Raw genomic sequence first — 21,197 nt, forward strand, 5'->3', positions numbered from 1 at the left:
CACCAATCTGCCGTCATACCATCCGTTGATGTTACAGCTCTTAAAGCAACCGCATTTTCATACGTTCTTTCGTCTCCCATAACCCCTACAGATTGAATTGGTAGGAAGATAGCACCTGCTTGCCAAACATCGTCATACAATCCGTCTTCTTTTAACGAAGAAATGAATATATGATCTACTTCTTGTAGGATTCGCACCTTTTCTGCAGTAACGTCTCCTAAAATTCTAATTCCAAGTCCTGGACCTGGGAACGGGTGACGACCCAAAATATTTTGTGAAATATCTAAAGATTTCCCAACACGTCTTACCTCATCCTTAAACAATAACTTCAAAGGCTCAACCACTTTTAATTTCATGTAGTCTGGTAAACCTCCTACGTTGTGGTGAGACTTAATTGTTGCTGATGGTCCTCCCGTTGCAGAAACTGACTCAATTACGTCTGGGTAAATTGTACCTTGACCTAACCATTTTGCGTTTTCTACCAACTTAGATTCTGCGTCGAATACATCAACAAATACTTTACCAATTGCTTTACGCTTCGCTTCAGGATCAGTTAACCCTTTCAACTCTGCATAGAATTGCTCAGAAGCATCAACTCCTTTCACGTTCAATCCCATACCTTGGTAGCTTTCAAGAACTGAATCATATTCATTCTTTCTTAGCAATCCGTTGTTTACGAAAATACAGTGTAAGTTTTTCCCGATAGCTTTGTGTAACAATACAGCAGCCACAGAAGAATCTACTCCTCCAGATAATCCTAAGATTACTCTATCGTCTCCTAACTTCGCTTTTAATTCAGCTACCGTTTCCTCAACGAAAGAATCTGGCGTCCAATCTTGCGCACATCCACAAATGTTAACAATGTAGTTTTCCAACAAAACCTTACCTTCTAAAGAGTGGTAAACCTCTGGGTGGAATTGGATACCGTAAGTAGTTTCCCCTTCGATTTTGTAACCTGCTACACGTACATCTGGTGTACTTGCGATAATTTTATAGTTGTCTGGAACTTCTTTAATGGTATCTCCGTGTGACATCCACACTTGAGAATCATTACTCATTCCAACCGTTAATTCATTTTCTTGATCTACGAAAGAAAGATTCGCTCTTCCGTATTCTCTAATTTTAGAAGGCAACACTTCACCTCCATAATTCAATGCAAGATATTGTGCTCCAAAACAAACTCCTAACAAAGGAAGTTTTCCTTTTATTCCATCTAAATCAGGTTTTGGTGCATTTTCATCTCTTGTTGAAAACGGACTTCCTGATAATATTACACCTTTTACATCCTCACCTATTTCAGGAACTTTGTTCCAAGGATGTATTTCACAGTAAACGTTCAGCTCTCTCACACGACGCGCGATCAACTGCGTGTATTGCGAACCAAAATCGAGAATTAAAATCTTTTCTTGCATGGGTGCAAAGATAATAACTCTTTGGAATGTGGAAAACAATTTTTCTTTAGACTTTTAGACACTTAGACACTTAGATTTTTAGACATTTAGACCCTTAGACTTTTAGAGGATTAGCCTCCTAAGGCTTTCTAAGTAAAAAACATTATTCCTTACAAAAAAAGGCGAAACTCTCGTCTCGCCTTCATTAAGTTCTTTGGTTGACTCTTAAACTAAACCTTCGCTCGTTAAGAACTCTACCACATTTTTCTCTATTCTTTCATTTAAGTTATCCGTAGAATCCTTTTGGAATTTCTCACCAACAATTTTCTCGTATAACTCAATGTATCTTTCAGTAACCGTTTCTACAAACTCATCTGGCATTTCAGGCATAGTTTGTCCGTCCAAACCTTGGAATCCATTCTCAATTAACCACTGACGAACAAACTCTTTACTCAATTGCTTTTGCGCTTCACCTTTGGCTTGACGCTCTTCGTAACCATCTGCATAGAAGTAACGCGAAGAATCTGGTGTATGAATCTCATCAATTAAGTAGATCTTACCATCCTTCTTACCAAATTCGTATTTTGTATCTACCAAGATCAATCCTTTTTCAGCTGCCAATTCGGTACCTCTTTGGAACAATGCTCTTGTGTAGTTTTCTAACTGTATGTAATCTTCTTCAGAAACAATTCCTTGCTTAATGATTTCTTCTCTTGAGATATCTTCATCATGTCCTTCGTCTGCTTTCGTAGCCGGAGTAATGATAGGTTCTGGAAACTTATCGTTTTCCTTCATTCCTTCTGGCAACTCAACACCACACAACACACGCTCACCTTTTTTGTACTCACGCGCTGAGTGTCCTGCCAAATACCCACGGATTACCATCTCAACTTTGAACGGCTCACACTTGTGTCCTACCGCTACCATTGGATCTGGCGTTCCGATTAACCAGTTCGGTACGATATCCTCTGTTGCTTTCAAGAACATTGTAGCAACTTGATTCAAAACTTGTCCTTTAAAAGGAATTCCTTTTGGCAAAATGTGATCGAAGGCCGAAATTCTATCCGATGCAATCATCACCATGTAGTTATCATCAATATTGTATACCTCTCTTACCTTTCCGTGGTATACTCCCTTTTGTTTAGGAAAATTAAAGTTAGTTGTTGTAACTGCTTTACTCATTATCTTCAGCTTTATCGAACGCTTCTATTATTTGCTTAACTATTCTATGACGGATTACATCGTTTTGATTCAAGCGAATCATTCCGATTCCATCAATATCTTTCAATACATCCAAGGCAAAAATTAACCCCGACTTTTGCTTGCGCGGTAAATCAATTTGTGATGCATCTCCGGTGATGACAAAATTAGCGCTTTTCCCCATACGAGTTAAAAACATTTTCATTTGACTCACCGTAGTATTCTGTGCCTCGTCTAAAATAACAAAGGCTTTATCTAAAGTTCTTCCTCTCATAAAAGCTAAGGGAGCAATTTCTATCACTCCTAATTCTATGAGGTCAGCTAACTTTTCAGCAGGAATCATATCTCTTAAAGCATCGTACAAAGGCATCATGTAAGGATCTAATTTTTCCTTCATATCCCCAGGTAAGAAACCAAGATTTTCCCCTGCTTCAACAGCCGGTCTTGTTAAAATGATACGACGCACCTCTTTTGCTTTCAATGCACGTACAGCCAAAGCCACCGCTGTATAGGTTTTTCCTGTTCCTGCGGGTCCAATGGCAAAAACCATATCGTTTTTATTGACAGATTTAACCAGTTCCCTTTGATTGTAGGTTCTTGCTTTTACTTTAATTCCGGAATTTCCATGAACTAAAATCTCAGACCCATCGCCACTTAATAATTTAGCGCCGTCTTCGAGCATTAGGTTATCGATATTATTTTCGGTCAATTCATTGTATCTATCCAAATGACTCATCAAAAGCTTAAACTTCGTTTCAAAACGCGTTACTTCATCTTCATCACCCTTTACAATAATTACATTGCCGCGTGCTACAATTTTGAGTTTAGAAAAATAAGACTGAATCACTTTCAGCTTCTCATTATTCACGCCCACCAGCTCCAAGGGGTTTATCCCTTTAATTTCAAATTTCTTTTCGTGCAAATTCTCTTTGTTTTAAACTTACAATATCTAAAATTAAGATTAATTTTGGCTCAAAATTAGGGAAATTACTTCATCTAAAAACATCTTTTAATAAGGATACATGAATATTGTGACAATAACTACAGACATGGGCTTGAACGACCACTACGTTGCTGCATTAAAAGGAGCGATGTACAAGGTGGAAAGTAAGCTTCAAATTGTAGATATTTCACACAACATCAATCCTTTTAACATTGCCCAAGCATCGTTTTACATTAAAAATTGTTTAAAGGACTTCCCTGCTGGCACCGTACACTTAGTAGGTGTAGACAGCGAACCCATCGTGAATTTTGGAGATCCAGATGCAGGGGCTTTTCCAAGTTTCATCCGTTATCGAGATCAATACATTGTTGCTACAGACAACGGCATCTTTTCTTTAATTTTAGGAAATGATGAGGCCGAGGGTATGTGGAACATTGACAATGTTCTTTCGAATCCTAAGCTGATGAAATTCCCTACAAAAAACATTTTGGCGCCAACAGCTGTTGCCTTAGCCCAGGGTGTAAACCCAGAAGATTTGGGCAGCGAAAAAACAACTATTCGCAGGGCCGTTGTTGCTAATCCAGTGATAGAACCCAACGTTCTTAAAGGTAGAGTTATCCATGTAGACAATTACGGAAACTTAATAACCAACATCACGAAAGAAGATTTCGATCGAATGGGGAAAAACATTCCTTTCACTATATTCTTTAGAAAAAAGGAATACTATATCGATGAAATCTCTGCGGGATACAACGAAGTACCTCCCGGTGAGCGATTGGCCATGTTTAACGACACCGACAACTTAGAAATTGCCATCAACAAAGGTACGCCCGGAAATGGTGGTGGCGCTAATTCTCTGTTTGGCTTACGCGTTGGAGATGTAATACGCATTGAATTTAGTCCGAGAGGATCCAAAACTACATTAGAATCTCTATTTTAATATGTTAAGAATCGTAAAACTCACTTTTCAAGAAGATAAACTCGAAGACTTTTTAGCTTTCTTCGACACTATTAATACAAAAGTTGCAGGTTTCGAAGGATGTAATGGCATGAAGCTTTTACAAGACATCCATCACCCCCATATTGTTTTCACCTACAGCGATTGGGATGACGAAGCTGCACTCAACAATTATCGCTACAGCGACTTATTCAAAGGTGTATGGTCTACCATTAAACCTTGGTTCGGAGCCAAAGCAGAAGCATGGTCTGTAGACACTTACTTCAATGGTTTCCCTCAAGGGTAATTAGACCTGTATAAAAGCAAGTAACTTTCGTAAGAACTTGACTTATTAAAGGATAATTATTCAAAAGTTTGCGAATTGATTCGGTTATAGGCATTTTTAAGCCTTAATTTTGACAAAAAAAATCATAATGAGAGCCCTATATTTTAAGGAAATACGTAGTTTTTTAAGTTCCATTCTTGGTTACATATTCGTAGCTATTTTCCTTGTAATCACTTGGTTGTTTCTTTGGGTGATTTCGGATTATTTTAATTTATTGGAAGGTGGATTGGCCGATCTCCAACCCTTTTTCAGCATGGCCCCACTCATCTTATTGATATTAATACCTGCGGTTACTATGCGTTCCTTTGCCGAAGAAAAAAGATCTGGAACCATAGAGTTATTATACACGCGTCCACTTTCAGATTTCAAAATATTAATGGCCAAATACTTGGCAGGAGTTACGCTCGTAATTATTTCATTGCTGCCCACATTGGTTTACTATATCTCCATGCATTACTTGGGAGATCCGGTAGGGATTATTGATGACGGAGCTACCATCACCTCTTATTTAGGTCTCTTTTTGTTAAGTGCTTGTTTTGTTGCTATTGGAATATTTTGTTCGGCAATTACGAGCAACCAAATTGTAGCATTCATCATTGCACTTTTCCTATGTTGGTTCTTTTACAACGGACTTTCTATGTTAGGAAGTTACGCCAACTTTGCAGGATTAGACTCAGTAATTAAAGCGATAGGAATAGATACACACTACCAATCTATTAAAAAGGGAGTGATTGTAATGAGTGATTTAACTTACTTCTTTGGAGTGATTTTCTTCTTCCTTTTCGCCACACATTCAGTACTTAAATTAATGCGTAAATAAACCGTAGCATGAAAAACACAAAAAGATCATCAAGCGTTTATTATTCTATTCTTCTCCTCATTGTTTTAGCAGGAGTAGTTATGGTAAACATATTAGTTTGGGCTACAGACTTCAGAATAGATTTAACAGAAGACCAACGTTATTCTCTAACAGAATCTACAAAGGAAGTTTTGGATTCTGATTCCTTACTAAAGGAAAGAATACTTTTTAAAGTATACCTAGAAGGAGATAAGCTTCCTGCAGAATTGCGACGTTTAAGAAACTCTATTAAAGATAAGTTAGACGAGTTTAAATACTACGCCGGTAAAAAGGTGGAGTATGAATTCATTGACCCTACCGAAGGTACAGAAGCTGATTTTAAAGAGTTGAGTGAGCAGTTGATGGACAAAGGAAATGGATTAGTTCCCTTAGTTGTTAATTTCAGAAGTAATGGTACTGCCGATAAATTGGTAGTTTTTCCAGGTGCTAAAGTAGAGTACAAAGGAATTACTTCTGGATATGTTCAATTCTTACAAGGTGGTAATGCCGACCTTAATGCTATGTTGGATCAGAAAATCCAAAACAGTATTACCAATATTGAATACGAATTGATGAAAGCCATAGATAAGGCTGCAAGAACTTCAAAAAAATCTATTGGTATTCTACATGGTCATGGTGAGTTACCCGCTCCAAAAACAGCTTACTTCAGAAGACAATTAGAAGATGCTTATGATTTCAAAGACCTTGCAATCAATGGTCAAATCAATGCATTGGATGAAGTAGACGGGTTAATCATTGCTGATCCGAATCGAAAGTTCAGTGATAAAGACAAATTTGTTATTGATCAATTTTTAATGAGAGGTGGAAAACTAATGGTTTTCTCGAACCCTCTGAACATTAACAATGATTCATTGCGAAGAAATCAAACCGTTTACACACGCAGAAAAAGAACGGGACTAGAAGATTTGATTTACGATTACGGTATTAAAATGAATGAAGACCTTGTGGTGGATGCCAATTACGGTTACTTCTTCTTAAGTAAGCGTCAAGAAACGCGACCATTACCTTGGTACTTCTATATCCGTTCTCAAGGGACTGATCACCCAATTAGTAGTCAAGTAGACCCGGTATTCTTGATGTACGCCTCTAGTTTGCAATTCGTAAAACAAGATGGATTGAAGCCACACATTTTATTGACATCCTCGAACAATTCAAAAGTACACGGACAAGGATCTATGTTGGTATCTTTAGGGATGACACGTTTAGGTGAACTACCAGACTTTGCAGATGTAAACAACGACATGAATAAGAAAATGTTGGGTGCAATTGTAGAAGGTAAATTCAATTCTGCCTTTAAAAACAGAATCATCTCAACGTACACAGACAATCCTGACGCTCGTTTCTTAGCAGAAAGTAAAGCCCCGGGAAAACTAATGGTCGTGAGTTCTGGAACCTTCTTTGCGAATCAATATTACGATTCTGTATACGTACCAGAAACAAATTCTTACAAATACTACGAAAAGCGTTCTGGCCCTTACCAAATTGAAGACTTAATAGACAACCCTTTCCCGAAAGGAAACTTTGAGTTCATGCAAAATGCCGTGGATTACATGATGGGGGAAGAAGCCTTACTTTCAGTGAGAAGTCGATCTATCGATTTACACCCTACAGATAAGAAAAAAGTAGTAGAACAAGCAGGATTCTACAAAGCTATTAACCTAGCAATTCCACTAGGTAGCATACTATTACTTGGAATCATTACCTTATTTATTAGAAAAAGAAAATACGCCAAATAATGAAGAAGAAACAAATAATCGTACTCCTTAGCGCCGTGGTAGTTCTTGGAATCTTGGGATACTATACACAAACAGCTGTAGAGAATGAAGGAAAGTCAGACCCTACAGAATTGATCAATTTTGAAATTGAAAACGTTGAAGAGGTGGACAAGGTTGTAATTTACGATCCTTTGTTCGACCTTGATTTCACGCTGGTGAAGAAAGATGGAGAATGGTTAGACGGTAATGGAAATTGTGTACAGGAAAACCCTGTAGATAATATTTTGGAAGCTTTTAGAAAGATCAGTTTCAAAGGATATGTCAACGACAAGTTAAAACCAACGGTCAATAAATTAATGGCTGCCAAAGCAAAACAAGTTGATATTTATAAAAATGGTCGTTTGGAAAAAACTTGGTATGTAGGACATGGCACACCAGATCACCACGGTACATACATGTTGTTGCAAACGCCAGACATCAAAAGTGATCAGCCTGTAATTATGGATATGGAAGGTTTGAATGGTATTTTGGAACCGCGTTTCTTTGTAGACCCAAAACAGTGGGCATGTTCAGATTTATTCGCTTTCTCTCAGAAAAACATCAAAGGTGTAACGCTAGTAAACACGCAAACACCACAAGAGAGTTACGACATCCAATTAGAAAACGGTGATTACATTGCAAGAACAGGAGAAGAAGTGTTAAACATCAATAAACAGAACTTATTGAGTTTCTTAAATGCTTTTGATAATATCCACTTTAACCAACAGAACTACACCATGAATCAGAGGCAAATCGATAGTATGAAACGAACTATCCCTCACTATTCACTTACCCTTACACCCAAACAAGGAGATGTTGAAAAATACGATTTCTACGATTACATAGAAAAGGATTTGAGTAGACCGGATACGAACATTTTCAGCATGGAATACATGTGGACCTTTACACAAGAGGAGCAATTAGTACGTGTTCAAATTGGTGGTCGATTTGGAATAGGACTAGGACCTATTTTAATAGGTAAAGACATTTTTGTAGAAACAGAAAACTAAATATTTGTTGTTGACAACTACGTGAACAACTAATAAAGACAGAAAGAAGATCATCTCAAATGTTCGGTTATATTTGTTAATTGAACTAATTAATGACAATTAGAAATGAATTTTGTAATATCAAGTACTAGCTTATTAAAGCAATTACAAAGCATCAGCGGTGTTTTAAGCACAAGCAACACCCTTCCTATTTTAGACAACTTTTTGTTCGAAATAAACGATGGAACCTTAACCATCTCTGCATCAGATTTAGAAACTACGATGCAAACGGCTATGAATATTGAGGCCAACGAAGACGGAAAAATCTGTATTCCTGCCAAAATATTATTGGACGTGTTGAAAAACCTTCCAGAACAGCCTTTAACTTTTACAGTAGACAATAATACTTTCGCTATAGAGATTACCTACAACAACGGTAAATCTAAGATGGTTGGATACAATGGAGACGACTTCCCGAAATCTCCTTCTTTAGAGAATGGTGATAGCATTACATTGTCTGGTGAAATCATTTCTGAAGCCATCAACAAAACTTTATTTGCTACAGGTAACGATGATTTACGTCCGGTAATGAGTGGAGTATTTGTACAGTTTGCAGGAAGTGACATCATCTTCGTTGCAACAGATGCGCACAAATTAGTTCGCTACAAAAGATCAGATGCTGAAAGTACAGGAAGCTCATCTTTCATCTTACCAAAGAAACCTTTAAACTTATTAAAGTCTAACTTAAAAGGTGAAGAGCAAGTACGTATTATGTACAACGAAAGCAACGCGATTTTCGAATTCAACGATACTGTATTGACGTGTAGATTAATCGACGGTAAATACCCGAACTACGAAGCAGTAATTCCAAAAGAGAATCCTAACGTATTGAGCGTAGACCGTATGGATTTATTAAGCTCTATCAAGCGTGTATCTATTTTCGCCAACAAAACTACACACCAAGTACGTTTAAAAATGGCAGGTGCAGATTTACAAATCTCTGCAGAAGATTTAGATTTCTCTAACGAAGCCAACGAGCGCTTAACGTGTAACTACAATGGTGATGATATGGAGATTGGTTTCAACTCTCGTTTCTTAATGGAAATGTTGAACAACATTAGCAGCAAAGAAGTGAAGATAGAAATGAGCGAACCAAACAGAGCAGGTATCCTTTTACCCGCAGAAAACGAAAACGAAGCAGAAGACATTTTAATGTTGGTAATGCCAGTTATGTTGAACAAATAAGTCGTACTGACTTCTACATATTGAAAGCGGAAACTTTAGGGTTTTCGCTTTTTTTATGCTTGGCAAACGGCCTATCTATCCCAACATCCCCAAGTTTCTTGGAGAGCTTTTTGTACCCTCCTTGTTTGCATATAACATTCGAGCATCATTCAATGCTCAAGATTCTATTATTTTAGGCCTTAAATAAAATATATAATGAAAATATTCAACGCTATTCACCTCCTCACTTTTCTAGTCACCTTCTTCTTCATACAAAAAGGTTTTGGACAAGAACCACAATACATAGCTGTAAATTGGAAAGTCGGAGATATTAAAACCATAACACATATAGACTCCACTAACATCTATCAAAACAACCAACCTGTATCAAAAGTAGGATTGAAAACTACCTACAGTATGGAAATCGTCGATTTAAAAGATACGGTATATGAGGTTCACTTTAAACAGTTTAAAAACACGGAACTTAATTTAGATTTTGGAAAACTTGTAGACTCTACCTTTGATGCTCAATTTGCCGTATTTACCAATTACGTCATTGAAAAAATGGCTTCACTTGAATATCGATTTTTGGTAGATAAAAACACGGCTTTAGCTTTCGAAATAAAAGACGAAACCTTATTACAGACTCAAATGAAAACCATCACTTTCGATGCCATATCAACTTTTTTAAACACGCTGGGAGACCAACTGACGGAGCAAGAAAAGAAACAAATTCAGTTACAATCTGAAATATACATGCAAGATCAAATTGACAATACCACCCAAACCATGATGAATGCTTTCAATTACATATTTCAAGCTTACACCTTTCCTTACTTACTAAATGATGTTTATGAAATGCAAGTGGAAGTTTATAATATAGATGAATCTCTAAACAACGGACAAACCTATAATACTCCAGTAGTCATTGAAAGCTGGAAAAGAAACAATCAGATTTTTATCGATTATACATACATCTATAATAAAGAACAAATGTTCGAAGAAATTGTAAGTTCTCAAGGAAACCCTTATGCAATTTCCATAGACGAATTCGAAATCACTGAGGGAGTTCTAAGCTCCTTTAACACCTCTACCAGCTGGATAAACTCCAGCAAATCATTTACTCATGTGCAAATGGGCGAAATAGAAGTGCAAAATGCGGCTTATGTAAGTATTAAATAAGTAATATCCCACTCCACTTTTAAGTGACTCCCTAAAACCATACAATGACAAAAGTCAATACCATACCCCGTAAATAGATTTGTACTAAAAACATAAAAGGTCGTATCTTACCATAACTAATACTACACGTTATGAAACGACTACTACTTGTAATTAGCGCGTTGACCGCTTTAATGGTCAACGCCCAAGAAAACGCAAACAAACCTAGTTTTGCAGTGGCTAAACCACACGTTCAAGAGCTAGACATCCCTCAGGAAATAGCCGCAAAATTCATCCAACTCGAACTTATTAAACTCGACAAGTACAATGTCTATGATGAGTTCGATATGGCGGAAGTCATTCAAGATTCAAGTGAATTTAGAACGAATTGTTTTGGAATCAATTGTCTTACCCGCATGGGTCGAAAACTAAATGTAGACTACATTATTTCTGGTAGTTTTGACGGTTTGGGGAACAAAATAGCCATCTCCTTAAAATGGATAGACGTTAAAAAAGGAGAACTACACATGGCTATGGTTAGAGAGTTCGACAATCAAGAAATGGAGATTCAACGTATGGTTGAGGTCATGCTGAAAGAAATGCACGGCGTACCTGTATCCAAAGAACTTGTAACGCGCCTCGAATTCAAAAACGAACTAATCACCTCCAACAATGTGGGTAGGATTAATAATTCTGGTCCGCGATTAGGGTATGCATTTTTGGTGGGTGACATGTATAAATACGCAAGACGACCAATTAACCAAGGAGGTCTAGACATTTTCCCAGGCGTAAGTATGATCGGTTATCAATTCGAGAAACAATACGTTGGGACAGAAAACTTCTCAGCACTTCTCGAAGGTATTTTTAATTTCTCAGGTTTAGAGCAAGGAATCTTCATTCCCTCTTTCACCCTATTGAATGGATTTAGATTTGGAAAAGCGGGTTGGGAATTTGCATTCGGTCCTAGTTTTAATTTGAGAAAAATAAGTCAAGGTTTCCTTGATACCGAAAACAGCTTTGGTAACGGTGTAAATAGTTATTACTCTTATAATGACTGGTATGACTACGCATCGGACAACTATTCTACGGATAGTAACTACATAGACCAATATGGTTATTTCTACCCACCTACTCCTTCCGAAGCAAGTGGAGAAGATTATTATTTCTCTGATCAATACGATTCTAGAGGAGGATTAAAACTTGGAACAACTTGGGTGTTTGGTTTTGGTAGAACTTTTACAGCCGGAGCTTTAAACATCCCTGTAAACCTCTTTTATTCTTCTAGTAGAAGTGGCGGTATGGTCGGAGCATCGATAGGCTTCAATGTCCAGAAAAGCAAAAAGAACATTAACAGATAATTTGTAAAGAGACTGCTATTTCAGCAGTCTCTTTTTTTTTGCACTTCCTTTTTCGTGCTATTTTTAAACCATGAAGGCAACACCAGAACACAACGCAAAAATTGCTAAAATGACCTTTGCTTCGGTTTATCCACACTATGTAACAAAGGTTGAGCGAAAAGGTAGAACCAAAGAAGAATTACATCAAGTCATCACATGGCTTACTGGCTTTGACGCTCAAGAAATACAACGAACAATAGATGAAAAATTAACTTTTGTAGAATTCTTTGAACAAGCCAAATTAAATGATAATGCCCACCTCATCAAAGGTGTAATATGTGGCTACAGAATTGAAGAACTAGAAAATGAGTTAACCCAAAAGGTACGCTACCTAGATAAGCTTGTAGATGAACTCGCTAAGGGTAGAAAAATGGAGAAAATCTTAAGAAAAGCATAAAATGAAGTCAACCCTAGTCATCTTAATCTCATTTTTTAACTGTATTAGTTTTGGTCAAACTCAACTAAAAACAAAAATTGACAGCCTCAAATACACCACGAACATTGCAAGTATTTGTAGGTCTGAAAATGTTATGCAAAAGTGTGAGTTATGCAATGCATGTGGTGATGTTTTCTTTTGGGAAATTGTACAAGCCAAAGACAGTGCAATCCCCATACTTTTAGATAAAATTATAGACACAACACAAACTAAGGCACCTATCCAATTCGCAGGAATCAATTACACGGTTGGAGATGTTGCCTTACTCGCTCTAATGGAAATCATTCATGATATCCCACTCCTAGATATTATAAATACGAAACATTCATCTAGGGAAGCTCCTATGTTTATTTGGAAACATTTAAATCAAAGTTTAGTAAACCGAAAGCAGTTTGCAGATACATTGCGCAGTTGGTATAATACTCATCAAAACAAATTGATATGGTCTCCATCCAACGACTTTGAAATCTGTGATTGTTCAGGACCTCACCCCAATGGAGGACATTATACATTAAGCGAAGACTAATCTATAATGATTGCCTATACGCTGCACCCCATTTGGCTATTTCATCAATAATTGGCTTTAAAGATTTTCCCTTTTCCGAAATACTATACTCCACAGTGATGGGTTTAGTATCCATCACTTCTCTATCGATCAATTGATTCATTTCTAAATCCTGTAGTTCTTTAGACAGCATCTTGGTACCTATCCCTTCCACTTCTCGCATCAATTCCATAAAACCAAGTCGATTACCTTCTATCAAGGTTCCTAAAATGTGAAACTTCCATTTACCAGAAAGTACATCCATCGCATCTTTAATGGCTTGAATTCTGTGTTGACATATCGGAGTCGCATTTACTACAGGGTCTTTTTTCATCGCAATCATTTCTTCCTCCAAAAATAAAATTGATTCTCTAGCTTTCCTAAAGGGAAGTAGTTTCCTAGAGGAAAGTGACCCTGTATAACTCAAAGTTGCTCCTTATTTTTGAACTGTTCGAACACTTAACACAACAGATGATGTACAAATTAATCCTCATCCCTCTTGCACTTATGGCGACCATGTTCGCTTCAAGTTGTAAGACACAAAGTTTAGATAAAATGACAACAAAAGAAAAAAATGCCTTATTGTGTGACCCAGAAACTGGTGCATGCGAAATGCCAACAAGTGAAAACACCTTAGATAGTCTTATTGATAAAAGTTTGACTTCAACAAAGGTTAAACTCGTCTATTTTACGGACCCTATTTGTTCTTCTTGTTGGGGAATAGAACCTCAATTAAGAAAATTAAAACTTACTTACGATGATCAATTAGATATAGAATACCGCATGGGTGGTTTATTACCCGATTGGTCTTACAACAGCGGGGGTATTAGCAAACCTTCTGACGTCGCCCACCATTGGGACGAAGTAAGCGTATATTACGACATGCCTATTGATGGAGATGTTTGGTTGGAAGATCCTTTGAACTCCTCCTACCCTCCTTCAATTGCCTTTAAAGCGGCGCAATTCCAAGATGAGAAAAAGGCACAAATATTCTTGAGAGAAATCAGAGAAATGGTATTTCTACATAAAATAAATATTGCCAAGGAGAACAATTTATTGATAGCAGCTGAAAAGACGGGCTTAGATAAAGAACGTTTTAAAACAGACCTTCATAGTATTGCAAAAGAAGCGTTTAAAGAAGATTTGGCTTTAGCCAGAACTTATGGTGTTAGAGGTTTTCCAAGTATCTATTTAGTAGACAATGAAGGAAACAAAAACCTGATTTACGGTACACAACCTTATGCTAAATATGAGGCCTTACTTGAAGATAAACATCCGGAGCTTAAAGCAAATTCCTATTCAAAAGATTGGGAAGCTTTGTTTACAAAATTCAAATCATTAACAGCAAGAGAATACGCAGAACTATCTAATCAGAATAGACAGGAGGCGGAAGAAGAATTGGTACAATTAACCAAGGCGAAAAAACTCATGCAATTCACTACTAAAAATGGTAGTATTTGGAGCAAACACATCTAAATCTAAGGGCGTGCTCATTAGAGTACGTCCCCTTTTTCTTTAAAATAGAGTGCATCTATAAATACAAGCAATCTAAAAGAAAAGGAATTGGTTTGAGCATAATCAAATAAATTCCCAACGCTTGTAAAGTAATTCGGTGCTAGATCAGACTGTTGCGTGAGTATGTTATTCTTATACACCAACCTCAATTCACTACCCGGTAAAAACACCCATCTGTAATTTAAGTCAATAGAAAAAGCATTGAAATTGATGTCGTGCATATCTTGCCCTTGACTATCTCTCCCTGTGTAAGCAGTTGAAACTCTATCTCCATCCGTTCCCAAGGCATGAAAATTATGATAATCTACGTTTTGCCAATTGTGACGAACGCGAATATCTATTCCCATTCTATTGGTAAAAATAAATTCAGAAGTAAACGTGTTTGTGATAATGTTTCGGTTTCGCTCCCCTAAAATAATTTCATCACTTTCATAATCTATAGGACGAACGTAACCAAAGTCATTCAATAAATAATCAATGTTCGCATCTAAGACTAAAAACCATTTGTCGGATACACGCAATCTTGGACTCACTCCTAAAGATGCACTTCTCTGATCCCATCCTATATAATCCTCGAAATATCCAGAAATATCTAAGGCAAAAGGCTTGGAATAATCACTACTGTAAAAGAAGCTTGCATCATATTTTGCATTTTTCTTTACAGGGTTTCCAGCAGATCGGGCCTCAAAGTGATCTAAACTTCCTAAAGGATATATATTTGCATCGGCACCAACCGTTAGAAAATTCTTATAAGTTTTGCGGTAAAAACCACTCAAACGTAAGGTCTCAAATAGTGCTGGTGCATACAACTCTTTATACGCCAAGCTTACTCCACTCCACCTCCTTAAAAAGTTCCTTTTCGGCTTAAAGTCAAAATATTTATAGAAAACACCGTACTCTCTAAAGTTGTTTCTCGCTAAATACCCCAAATCATTTGGGTCAAACTTATCACTGATTTCGTTGTAGTTGAAACCGTAATTGTGTTGTCCTTGCACCCTGCTAACATCTACAAAGGCTGTATGACCAACACTGTGCTCTAATTTATCTTGAACATCACTTACTCTTACCCCCGTAAAAATAGCGTAGTCCCTGTCTTTTGAAAAGATATTACTCTGAGCAACAGTAACATTGGCATTGCGTGCGTCACCAGCTCTTTGCACATTTGAATTCAGTAAATTGACGTAGGAATTATTCTTCAAAGGTTTAGAAAGGGAAACGATGTTATAATTGGTAAGCGGATTCGTCTCCACCTCTCGCTCTAACCCTGTTTCTTTGTCGTAAACAGTTGCAAAACTTCTCGCCTCAACAGCATTAAACACTCCAATTCCCAAATTATTTTTAGTTCTACCAGAAATCTTCGAAGCATTCAACAAGTTCGCCTTTTGTGGATTGGTAATCAGCACTTCATTTTCGGACAATTTTGACTGAACGCTATTTGCTCCATAGGGTCTGCCTCCTACTCTTCTCGAATAAAAAACATCACCTATTCCAAACAAGTCCGTTCCTTCCGTAAAGAAGGCTCTGTTCTCATCAAACTGAACCTCAAAGGGAGATAAGTTCAACACCAAGTTATCACTTCTTGCCTGACCAAAATCAGGTATTAAAGTCATGTCCAAAGTAAAGGCTTCCGTTAAACCATATTTCAAGTCTAAACCACCATTCAATCTATAATTGCCTTCCGCTTGACCTGAACTCTTTTCGTAATATCCGGTTAAATAAGGTGTAAAAGACAGTCTCAACGGAGGTTGAATTCCTCGAATTCCCTCTACACTTCCCGCTTGTTGAATTTCCCCATACTTGGTGGGGTCAACTGGAGACCAATAAGATTCTTCACGCTTTCTTCTCACCGAGCGCTTAAAGTTCACTTTCCAATGTTGTACTTCTCTATTTGGAAAACGAATCGCCGAATAAGGAATTTTTATTTCAACGCTATAACCGTAATGCTGTCGTTGCACTTTACTTTTCCATACGGTATTCCACGATAAATCTAAATTATCATCTACCATGAGTCCGTCAACTTCCACACCTGCTGCCGTAACAAAAAAGTAAAAGGCGCGTTGCTTATTACCATAGGTATCTATAGAAACTGCCATCCAATCGGCATTACCTACATCATCGCGTTGGGAAAGAGAATAACTAATACTATCTGGTTCTGGATCGTGAAATTCACCACCAATGTAAATGGCATCCTCAGCATAAACCATGTAACACTTCGACACAAAATTAGAAGTATCACCAAACTTCGGGTAATTGACGATGAAATCCGTGGCCAACTGAGCGTTTGACCAAAAATCTTCGTTTAAATAACCATCTAGCTCTAAGGGAGATGACAATTTATTTACCTCATAAGTCCTTTGAGATAAACCAAAATCTGCTATCATTGTAAAAAATAGCACAATAGTTGTTAGATAGTAACCGCACTTCATAATTAACAACCGCAAATATCATAAGCAATGCGCTCGAAAACAAATCATTTATCCTTTTTTAGTGTTTTACCGCTGTATCTTGTGCTTTTTATTTTTTCAGCTTGTTCTTCTACACAAAATGTAGGAAAAAGCCTTCAGAGTCAAGAAAAGACCCGAGAACTCGCCATTGAACACCATATAAAATCTACATTAGGTGCTGATAGTAGTCACTATGAAAGTATCGCATATGGAAAACTCATCGTTACCAAACCAGAGAGTTTCTTTCCTTTAGACTCCATGTACCGATTGAAAACTGAGTTGCTTAAAAACAAAGGGAAAAACTATTACAAACTCGAAGAGCTCGAAGAAGCCATAGCGGTGAAACGACTTGAGCTCGAAGCAGAAAAGAGCAACATTATTTACGAACAAGAGCATGTCTACGCAATAAAGAAAGATAGCACCGTTGAAATTCATGAGGTGGTGGTCAACTTAAAGGATCAAATAAAAGTGAACTATATAACACCCTTAGAAAAAAGTGAATTTAGTAAACAGTTATTCTACACCTACAAACTCTATTTCTTCAACCTTCCTTTTGTGATTACGAATTACTACTACGCCTCACAAGAAGAAATAGAATTCTACAGATTGTACAAAGGAAAATATGAAAGCTTATTTGACGAAGCTGAACGAAATACTTTTCTAGAACACACTTTGCAAGTAATGCGAAAAGCAAAACGAATCAATTCTTTGAGTGTAAAGAAATTGGTCGAAAAGGATTTAAGAGATCAATTAGATAGAAAGTTTACGATAATCAATTTTGAAGTTGAAGAAACGGCTGAAGGAGAAACAATCGCTTACTACTGTGTTATAGAATTCTCAGATGATCAAGAGCCTCAATTTCATGAATACCGCTATGATGTCTACCTAAGGCAAACGGATTTCTAAACATTTTTCAATCTTCTCATGTAAGTTGAAATAGCCATACTCCTTGGCCAATTGATAGAAAAGGCTGTCGGTGTTTACCCCTATTCGGAGATTTTCAAATTGAATAACTTCACCTTCTAAAGGATAAAACACAGGTTCTCCTCCATAAGATTGCTGATAACTTTTTGCGATAAAATCGAGTTCTTTTCTTAGGCGCTCATTCCCCTTTTCATAGATAAAACAATGTTTCGCATCCTGTGAATAGAGAACTGCGGGACCACGAGCCTCTAACATGAACATTCTACTTTGACGAAGGTTCTTTTCTCGTTGAAGCGTAACATTTAGCACTATTCCTAGCAATACAATCCCGGGGAACCCTAAAAGTTTTAATCTTCCCGATTTTATACTCAAATGGATCATGAAGCAAGCCAAGTAAGCAAGGAATACCATCCATGCGCTCAATTGAATTCCTTGGGTTAACGCATAGGGCAAATCAGCTATCCACTCCATAGTATTGGACAAGGATAGAAAACTCATCTTTACAGCCATCCCGGTAACAGCAGACATGTAGGGTATGAAATAGGTCAACAAGAAAACCAGTCCAGAAAACATAGCTGCAAAAGCGAGAATAAGCAATACCAAATTCGTCAATAAAAAGTAGTTCGGAAATTGGTGGAAGTAATACAAACTCAAAGGAAGCGTCCCAATTTGAGCTGCAAAACAAAGAGCTGTACCCTCCCAAATTTTACGCAAGATTTTCTGTCGAAAATAGAATATACGCTGAATTCCTTCAAAAAATAAAGCTATAGCAAACATGGCTGAGAAGGACAATTGAAAACCTATATCGAAGAGATAGGCTGGAGAAATTAATAACATTAAAAATGCAGTGCTGAGCAACACTTCCATGCTAAACATACCGTGTCCTCTCATTTTTCCTATCACTAAAAAAGTAAACATTGTTGTTGCCCGAACCACAGAAGGAGATGCTCCAGTAAGCAAAGCATAGAGCCATAAAACAATTAGCGCTACAACAAAGTAGAGTTTTTTCTTTCTCAGAAAGTATATTTTTTGAAAACAAAACTGCAAACAAAAAAGAAGTATCCCCACGTGCAGGCCAGAAACAGCTAACACATGCATGGCTCCAGCAGCTGTAAAATCATCTTTAACAGATTTGTCTAAACTAGACTTATCTCCCAAAACCAGAGCTTTGGCAATCCCAGCCTCTTTAGGTGCTAAAACATTTTCAAAGGCACTAGACAATTTCGTTCGCCAAATGGAGAATTTATGTTTCCATTGAGAATTGTGCCCCACCTTAATGCTCTCATCTGATCGTAAGAAAAGTTGTCGCCTTATCCCCTTGTTGCTCCAATATTTCTTTCCATCAAATGCGCCCGGATTAGAATTATTTGCAATGGGCTTGAGTGGCTTCTTAAAACTGATCACATCTCCTACCTGCAAAGTCAATTCATTCGAATCTTGAAAATAAACCACCATTATTTTTTCATTAGACGGGTACTTTTCTTGGCGAGTAAGAACCTCATTCAATGTAAACACCAAGGGGGAATACCGTCCTTCTTCCACTTTCCCCTCTGTAAATTCAGCTATCCTTACGCAGCTATCACAAGCCGTAAATTGAGGGGGAGTATTTGAAATATTTGGAGCTTTAAAAAATGTAAAACGCAACAATCCAAAGCAGAAAAACAAAAGGTAGAGTAAAAGGGATTTTAAACTAACCCGCAGAAAACTATGTTGCATCAATAAAAAATGAATACAAAAGTAGAGGACAAACACACCTGCAAGGGCATACATTGTTTCCGACAAACTAGCGGAACTATTTTCTCCAAGGAGATAAGTTAGGACAAGTAGGATTAACAAGCGCAAGGCTAGACTTGGTCTATTGATTTTAGGCTTCATAGATTAGGTATCAATTAGGTGGAAGAAGAAGTTACGACTATTTCATAAAACTTGCAAAAAGAGTAGGATTTAACCTATCCACCGAATAGCTCCAAGAAACTTTGTATTATCTGGCTTTTAGCTTCTGTACTAGCAATATTCTTTTTATTTTTGTAGTCTTAAATTTTTAGCAAAACTAGATGATGATAAAAGTAACTCTACCCGACGGTTCGGTAAGAGAATACGACAAAGGAAGCACTGCATTAGATGTTGCCAAAAGTATTTCTGAAGGATTAGCAAGAAATGTTCTTGCCGCAAAAGTAAATGGAGAGGTGCAAGATGCATTTCGTCCGATCAATGAAGACGTAGAACTTCAACTTTTAACCTGGAATGATACGGAAGGTAAATCGACCATGTGGCACTCTTCTGCACACATCATGGCTGAAGCATTGGAGTTTTTCTACCCTGGAATTAAATTAGCGATTGGACCTCCAATTGAAAATGGATTCTACTACGACGTTGATTTCGGTGAATACAACATCACTGAAAAAGACTTGGAGAAGGTAGAAAAGAAAATGAAAGAATTGGCGAAGCAAAAATTAGAATTTGTACGTCAAGAGATTTCAAAAGATGAAGCAATCAAGTACTTTACTGAGAAAGAAGATCCTTACAAATTAGAATTGATTGAAGGATTGGATGATGGAAACATCACTTTCTATACACAAGGTAACTTCACAGATTTATGTAGAGGACCTCACATCCCTAACTCAGGATTCATCAAAGCAGTGAAATTAACTTCTATTGCTGGTGCATACTGGAGAGGTGATGAAAACAACAAGCAATTAACGCGTATTTATGGTATCACTTTCCCGAAAGCGAAGGAGTTAACAGAATACTTAGAGCGTTTGGAAGAAGCGAAAAAGCGTGATCACAGAAAACTAGGTAAGGAATTAGACTTATTTACTTTCTCTCAACGTGTAGGTCAAGGTTTACCTTTATGGTTACCAAAGGGAGCTGCGTTGCGTGAGCGTTTAGAAAACTTCTTAAAGAAAGCACAACGTAAAGGTGGATATGATCAGGTAATCACTCCGCACATCGGAAGTAAAGAATTATACGTTTGTTCTGGGCACTACGCTAAGTACGGAAAAGATTCTTTCCAACCGATTAATACGCCAGACGAGGATGAAGAATTCTTGTTAAAACCAATGAACTGTCCGCACCACTGTGAGATTTTTAAATCAAGACCAAGGTCGTACAGAGATTTACCTGTAAGATTTGC

General features: G+C 37.3%; 19 protein-coding genes. 13 read left to right on the plus strand and 6 right to left on the minus strand.

The window, feature by feature from the left end:
• The 3 genes from guaA to AC22ZQ_RS03405 all read right to left on the minus strand — a co-directional run.
• Positions 1–1,412: glutamine-hydrolyzing GMP synthase (gene guaA / locus AC22ZQ_RS03395; protein WP_318957202.1), on the minus strand; the 1,412-nt coding region annotated here is incomplete at its 3' end.
• 204 nt (positions 1,413–1,616) lie between these two features.
• Entirely contained in the window at positions 1,617–2,573 is a 957-nt protein-coding gene (locus tag AC22ZQ_RS03400) for a phosphoribosylaminoimidazolesuccinocarboxamide synthase (RefSeq protein ID WP_318957204.1), read from the minus strand.
• Entirely contained in the window at positions 2,566–3,513 is a 948-nt protein-coding gene (locus AC22ZQ_RS03405) for a PhoH family protein (protein ID WP_318957206.1), read from the minus strand. Before AC22ZQ_RS03405 ends, AC22ZQ_RS03400 begins: the two co-directional genes overlap by 8 nt.
• Before the next feature lie 100 nt (positions 3,514–3,613).
• Between AC22ZQ_RS03405 and AC22ZQ_RS03410 the strand changes: the two genes are divergently transcribed.
• From AC22ZQ_RS03410 to AC22ZQ_RS03455, 10 genes are all read left to right on the plus strand, one after another.
• On the plus strand, positions 3,614–4,474 hold the full coding sequence (locus AC22ZQ_RS03410) for an SAM hydrolase/SAM-dependent halogenase family protein (protein ID WP_318957208.1): 861 nt from the start codon (positions 3,614–3,616) through the stop codon (positions 4,472–4,474).
• Position 4,475: 1 nt separating this feature from the next.
• Complete coding sequence (locus tag AC22ZQ_RS03415) at positions 4,476–4,778, plus strand: putative quinol monooxygenase (RefSeq protein WP_318957210.1); 303 nt, start codon at positions 4,476–4,478, stop codon at positions 4,776–4,778.
• 127 nt (positions 4,779–4,905) lie between these two features.
• Entirely contained in the window at positions 4,906–5,637 is a 732-nt protein-coding gene (gene gldF, locus AC22ZQ_RS03420; protein ID WP_318957211.1) for a gliding motility-associated ABC transporter permease subunit GldF, read from the plus strand.
• An 8-nt stretch (positions 5,638–5,645) separates the two neighbouring features.
• The gene (gene gldG, locus AC22ZQ_RS03425) at positions 5,646–7,412 is read left to right on the plus strand and encodes a gliding motility-associated ABC transporter substrate-binding protein GldG (protein WP_318957213.1); all 1,767 of its coding nucleotides are present in this window, start codon (positions 5,646–5,648) and stop codon (positions 7,410–7,412) included.
• On the plus strand, positions 7,412–8,440 hold the full coding sequence (locus AC22ZQ_RS03430) for a hypothetical protein (protein WP_318957214.1): 1,029 nt from the start codon (positions 7,412–7,414) through the stop codon (positions 8,438–8,440). The genes gldG and AC22ZQ_RS03430 overlap by 1 nt, the downstream gene beginning before the upstream one ends.
• A gap of 105 nt (positions 8,441–8,545) precedes the next feature.
• Positions 8,546–9,664, plus strand: coding sequence for a DNA polymerase III subunit beta (gene dnaN / locus AC22ZQ_RS03435; protein WP_090248747.1), 1,119 nt, complete (start codon positions 8,546–8,548; stop codon positions 9,662–9,664).
• Between the two features lie 195 nt (positions 9,665–9,859).
• Positions 9,860–10,825: a hypothetical protein gene (locus tag AC22ZQ_RS03440; protein ID WP_318957217.1), complete on the plus strand. Its 966-nt coding sequence runs from the start codon at positions 9,860–9,862 to the stop codon at positions 10,823–10,825.
• 131 nt (positions 10,826–10,956) lie between these two features.
• On the plus strand, positions 10,957–12,162 hold the full coding sequence (locus AC22ZQ_RS03445) for a hypothetical protein (RefSeq protein ID WP_318957218.1): 1,206 nt from the start codon (positions 10,957–10,959) through the stop codon (positions 12,160–12,162).
• A gap of 70 nt (positions 12,163–12,232) precedes the next feature.
• Positions 12,233–12,598 (plus strand): DUF2200 domain-containing protein, encoded by a 366-nt coding sequence (locus AC22ZQ_RS03450; protein WP_318957220.1) that lies wholly within the window; start codon positions 12,233–12,235, stop codon positions 12,596–12,598.
• Between the two features lies 1 nt (position 12,599).
• Positions 12,600–13,163, plus strand: a complete 564-nt coding sequence (locus tag AC22ZQ_RS03455) for a hypothetical protein (RefSeq protein ID WP_318957222.1) — start codon at positions 12,600–12,602, stop codon at positions 13,161–13,163.
• A 1-nt stretch (position 13,164) separates the two neighbouring features.
• Here the strand turns inward: AC22ZQ_RS03455 and AC22ZQ_RS03460 are convergent, their stop codons facing one another.
• A complete protein-coding gene (locus tag AC22ZQ_RS03460) occupies positions 13,165–13,515 on the minus strand; it encodes a winged helix-turn-helix transcriptional regulator (RefSeq protein WP_318957223.1) in 351 nt (116 codons plus the stop codon).
• 137 nt (positions 13,516–13,652) lie between these two features.
• Here AC22ZQ_RS03460 and AC22ZQ_RS03465 point away from each other — a divergent pair, with 137 nt between their 5' ends.
• Positions 13,653–14,657: a ClpXP adapter SpxH family protein gene (locus tag AC22ZQ_RS03465; protein WP_318957224.1), complete on the plus strand. Its 1,005-nt coding sequence runs from the start codon at positions 13,653–13,655 to the stop codon at positions 14,655–14,657.
• A 17-nt stretch (positions 14,658–14,674) separates the two neighbouring features.
• On the opposite strand, the gene AC22ZQ_RS03470 is transcribed toward AC22ZQ_RS03465, so the two are convergent.
• Positions 14,675–17,077 (minus strand): DUF5916 domain-containing protein, encoded by a 2,403-nt coding sequence (locus AC22ZQ_RS03470; protein WP_318957226.1) that lies wholly within the window; start codon positions 17,075–17,077, stop codon positions 14,675–14,677.
• Between the two features lie 72 nt (positions 17,078–17,149).
• Here AC22ZQ_RS03470 and AC22ZQ_RS03475 point away from each other — a divergent pair, with 72 nt between their 5' ends.
• Complete coding sequence (locus tag AC22ZQ_RS03475; RefSeq protein WP_318957228.1) at positions 17,150–18,046, plus strand: hypothetical protein; 897 nt, start codon at positions 17,150–17,152, stop codon at positions 18,044–18,046.
• Here AC22ZQ_RS03475 and AC22ZQ_RS03480 read toward each other — a convergent pair.
• Positions 18,026–19,939, minus strand: a complete 1,914-nt coding sequence (locus AC22ZQ_RS03480; RefSeq protein ID WP_318957229.1) for a ComEC/Rec2 family competence protein — start codon at positions 19,937–19,939, stop codon at positions 18,026–18,028. The genes AC22ZQ_RS03475 and AC22ZQ_RS03480 overlap by 21 nt on opposite strands.
• 182 nt (positions 19,940–20,121) lie before the next feature.
• Between AC22ZQ_RS03480 and AC22ZQ_RS03485 the strand changes: the two genes are divergently transcribed.
• Positions 20,122–21,197: threonine--tRNA ligase (locus AC22ZQ_RS03485; RefSeq protein ID WP_318957231.1), on the plus strand; the 1,076-nt coding region annotated here is incomplete at its 3' end.

The sequence above is a fragment of the Lishizhenia sp. genome (assembly GCF_057456495.1).

Excerpts from the sequence above, each read along its gene's own strand:
- AC22ZQ_RS03400 (WP_318957204.1), bottom strand. The coding sequence starts at position 2,573 with ATGAGTAAAGCAGTTACAACAACTAACTTTAATTTTCCTAAACAAAAG.
- AC22ZQ_RS03410 (WP_318957208.1), top strand. The coding sequence starts at position 3,614 with ATGAATATTGTGACAATAACTACAGACATGGGCTTGAACGACCACTAC.
- AC22ZQ_RS03415 (WP_318957210.1), top strand. The coding sequence starts at position 4,476 with ATGTTAAGAATCGTAAAACTCACTTTTCAAGAAGATAAACTCGAAGAC.
- gldF (WP_318957211.1), top strand. The coding sequence starts at position 4,906 with ATGAGAGCCCTATATTTTAAGGAAATACGTAGTTTTTTAAGTTCCATT.
- gldG (WP_318957213.1), top strand. The coding sequence starts at position 5,646 with ATGAAAAACACAAAAAGATCATCAAGCGTTTATTATTCTATTCTTCTC.
- AC22ZQ_RS03430 (WP_318957214.1), top strand. The coding sequence starts at position 7,412 with ATGAAGAAGAAACAAATAATCGTACTCCTTAGCGCCGTGGTAGTTCTT.
- dnaN (WP_090248747.1), top strand. The coding sequence starts at position 8,546 with ATGAATTTTGTAATATCAAGTACTAGCTTATTAAAGCAATTACAAAGC.
- AC22ZQ_RS03440 (WP_318957217.1), top strand. The coding sequence starts at position 9,860 with ATGAAAATATTCAACGCTATTCACCTCCTCACTTTTCTAGTCACCTTC.
- AC22ZQ_RS03445 (WP_318957218.1), top strand. The coding sequence starts at position 10,957 with ATGAAACGACTACTACTTGTAATTAGCGCGTTGACCGCTTTAATGGTC.
- AC22ZQ_RS03450 (WP_318957220.1), top strand. The coding sequence starts at position 12,233 with ATGAAGGCAACACCAGAACACAACGCAAAAATTGCTAAAATGACCTTT.
- AC22ZQ_RS03455 (WP_318957222.1), top strand. The coding sequence starts at position 12,600 with ATGAAGTCAACCCTAGTCATCTTAATCTCATTTTTTAACTGTATTAGT.
- AC22ZQ_RS03460 (WP_318957223.1), bottom strand. The coding sequence starts at position 13,515 with ATGAAAAAAGACCCTGTAGTAAATGCGACTCCGATATGTCAACACAGA.
- AC22ZQ_RS03465 (WP_318957224.1), top strand. The coding sequence starts at position 13,653 with ATGATGTACAAATTAATCCTCATCCCTCTTGCACTTATGGCGACCATG.
- AC22ZQ_RS03470 (WP_318957226.1), bottom strand. The coding sequence starts at position 17,077 with ATGATAGCAGATTTTGGTTTATCTCAAAGGACTTATGAGGTAAATAAA.
- AC22ZQ_RS03475 (WP_318957228.1), top strand. The coding sequence starts at position 17,150 with ATGCGCTCGAAAACAAATCATTTATCCTTTTTTAGTGTTTTACCGCTG.
- AC22ZQ_RS03480 (WP_318957229.1), bottom strand. The coding sequence starts at position 19,939 with ATGAAGCCTAAAATCAATAGACCAAGTCTAGCCTTGCGCTTGTTAATC.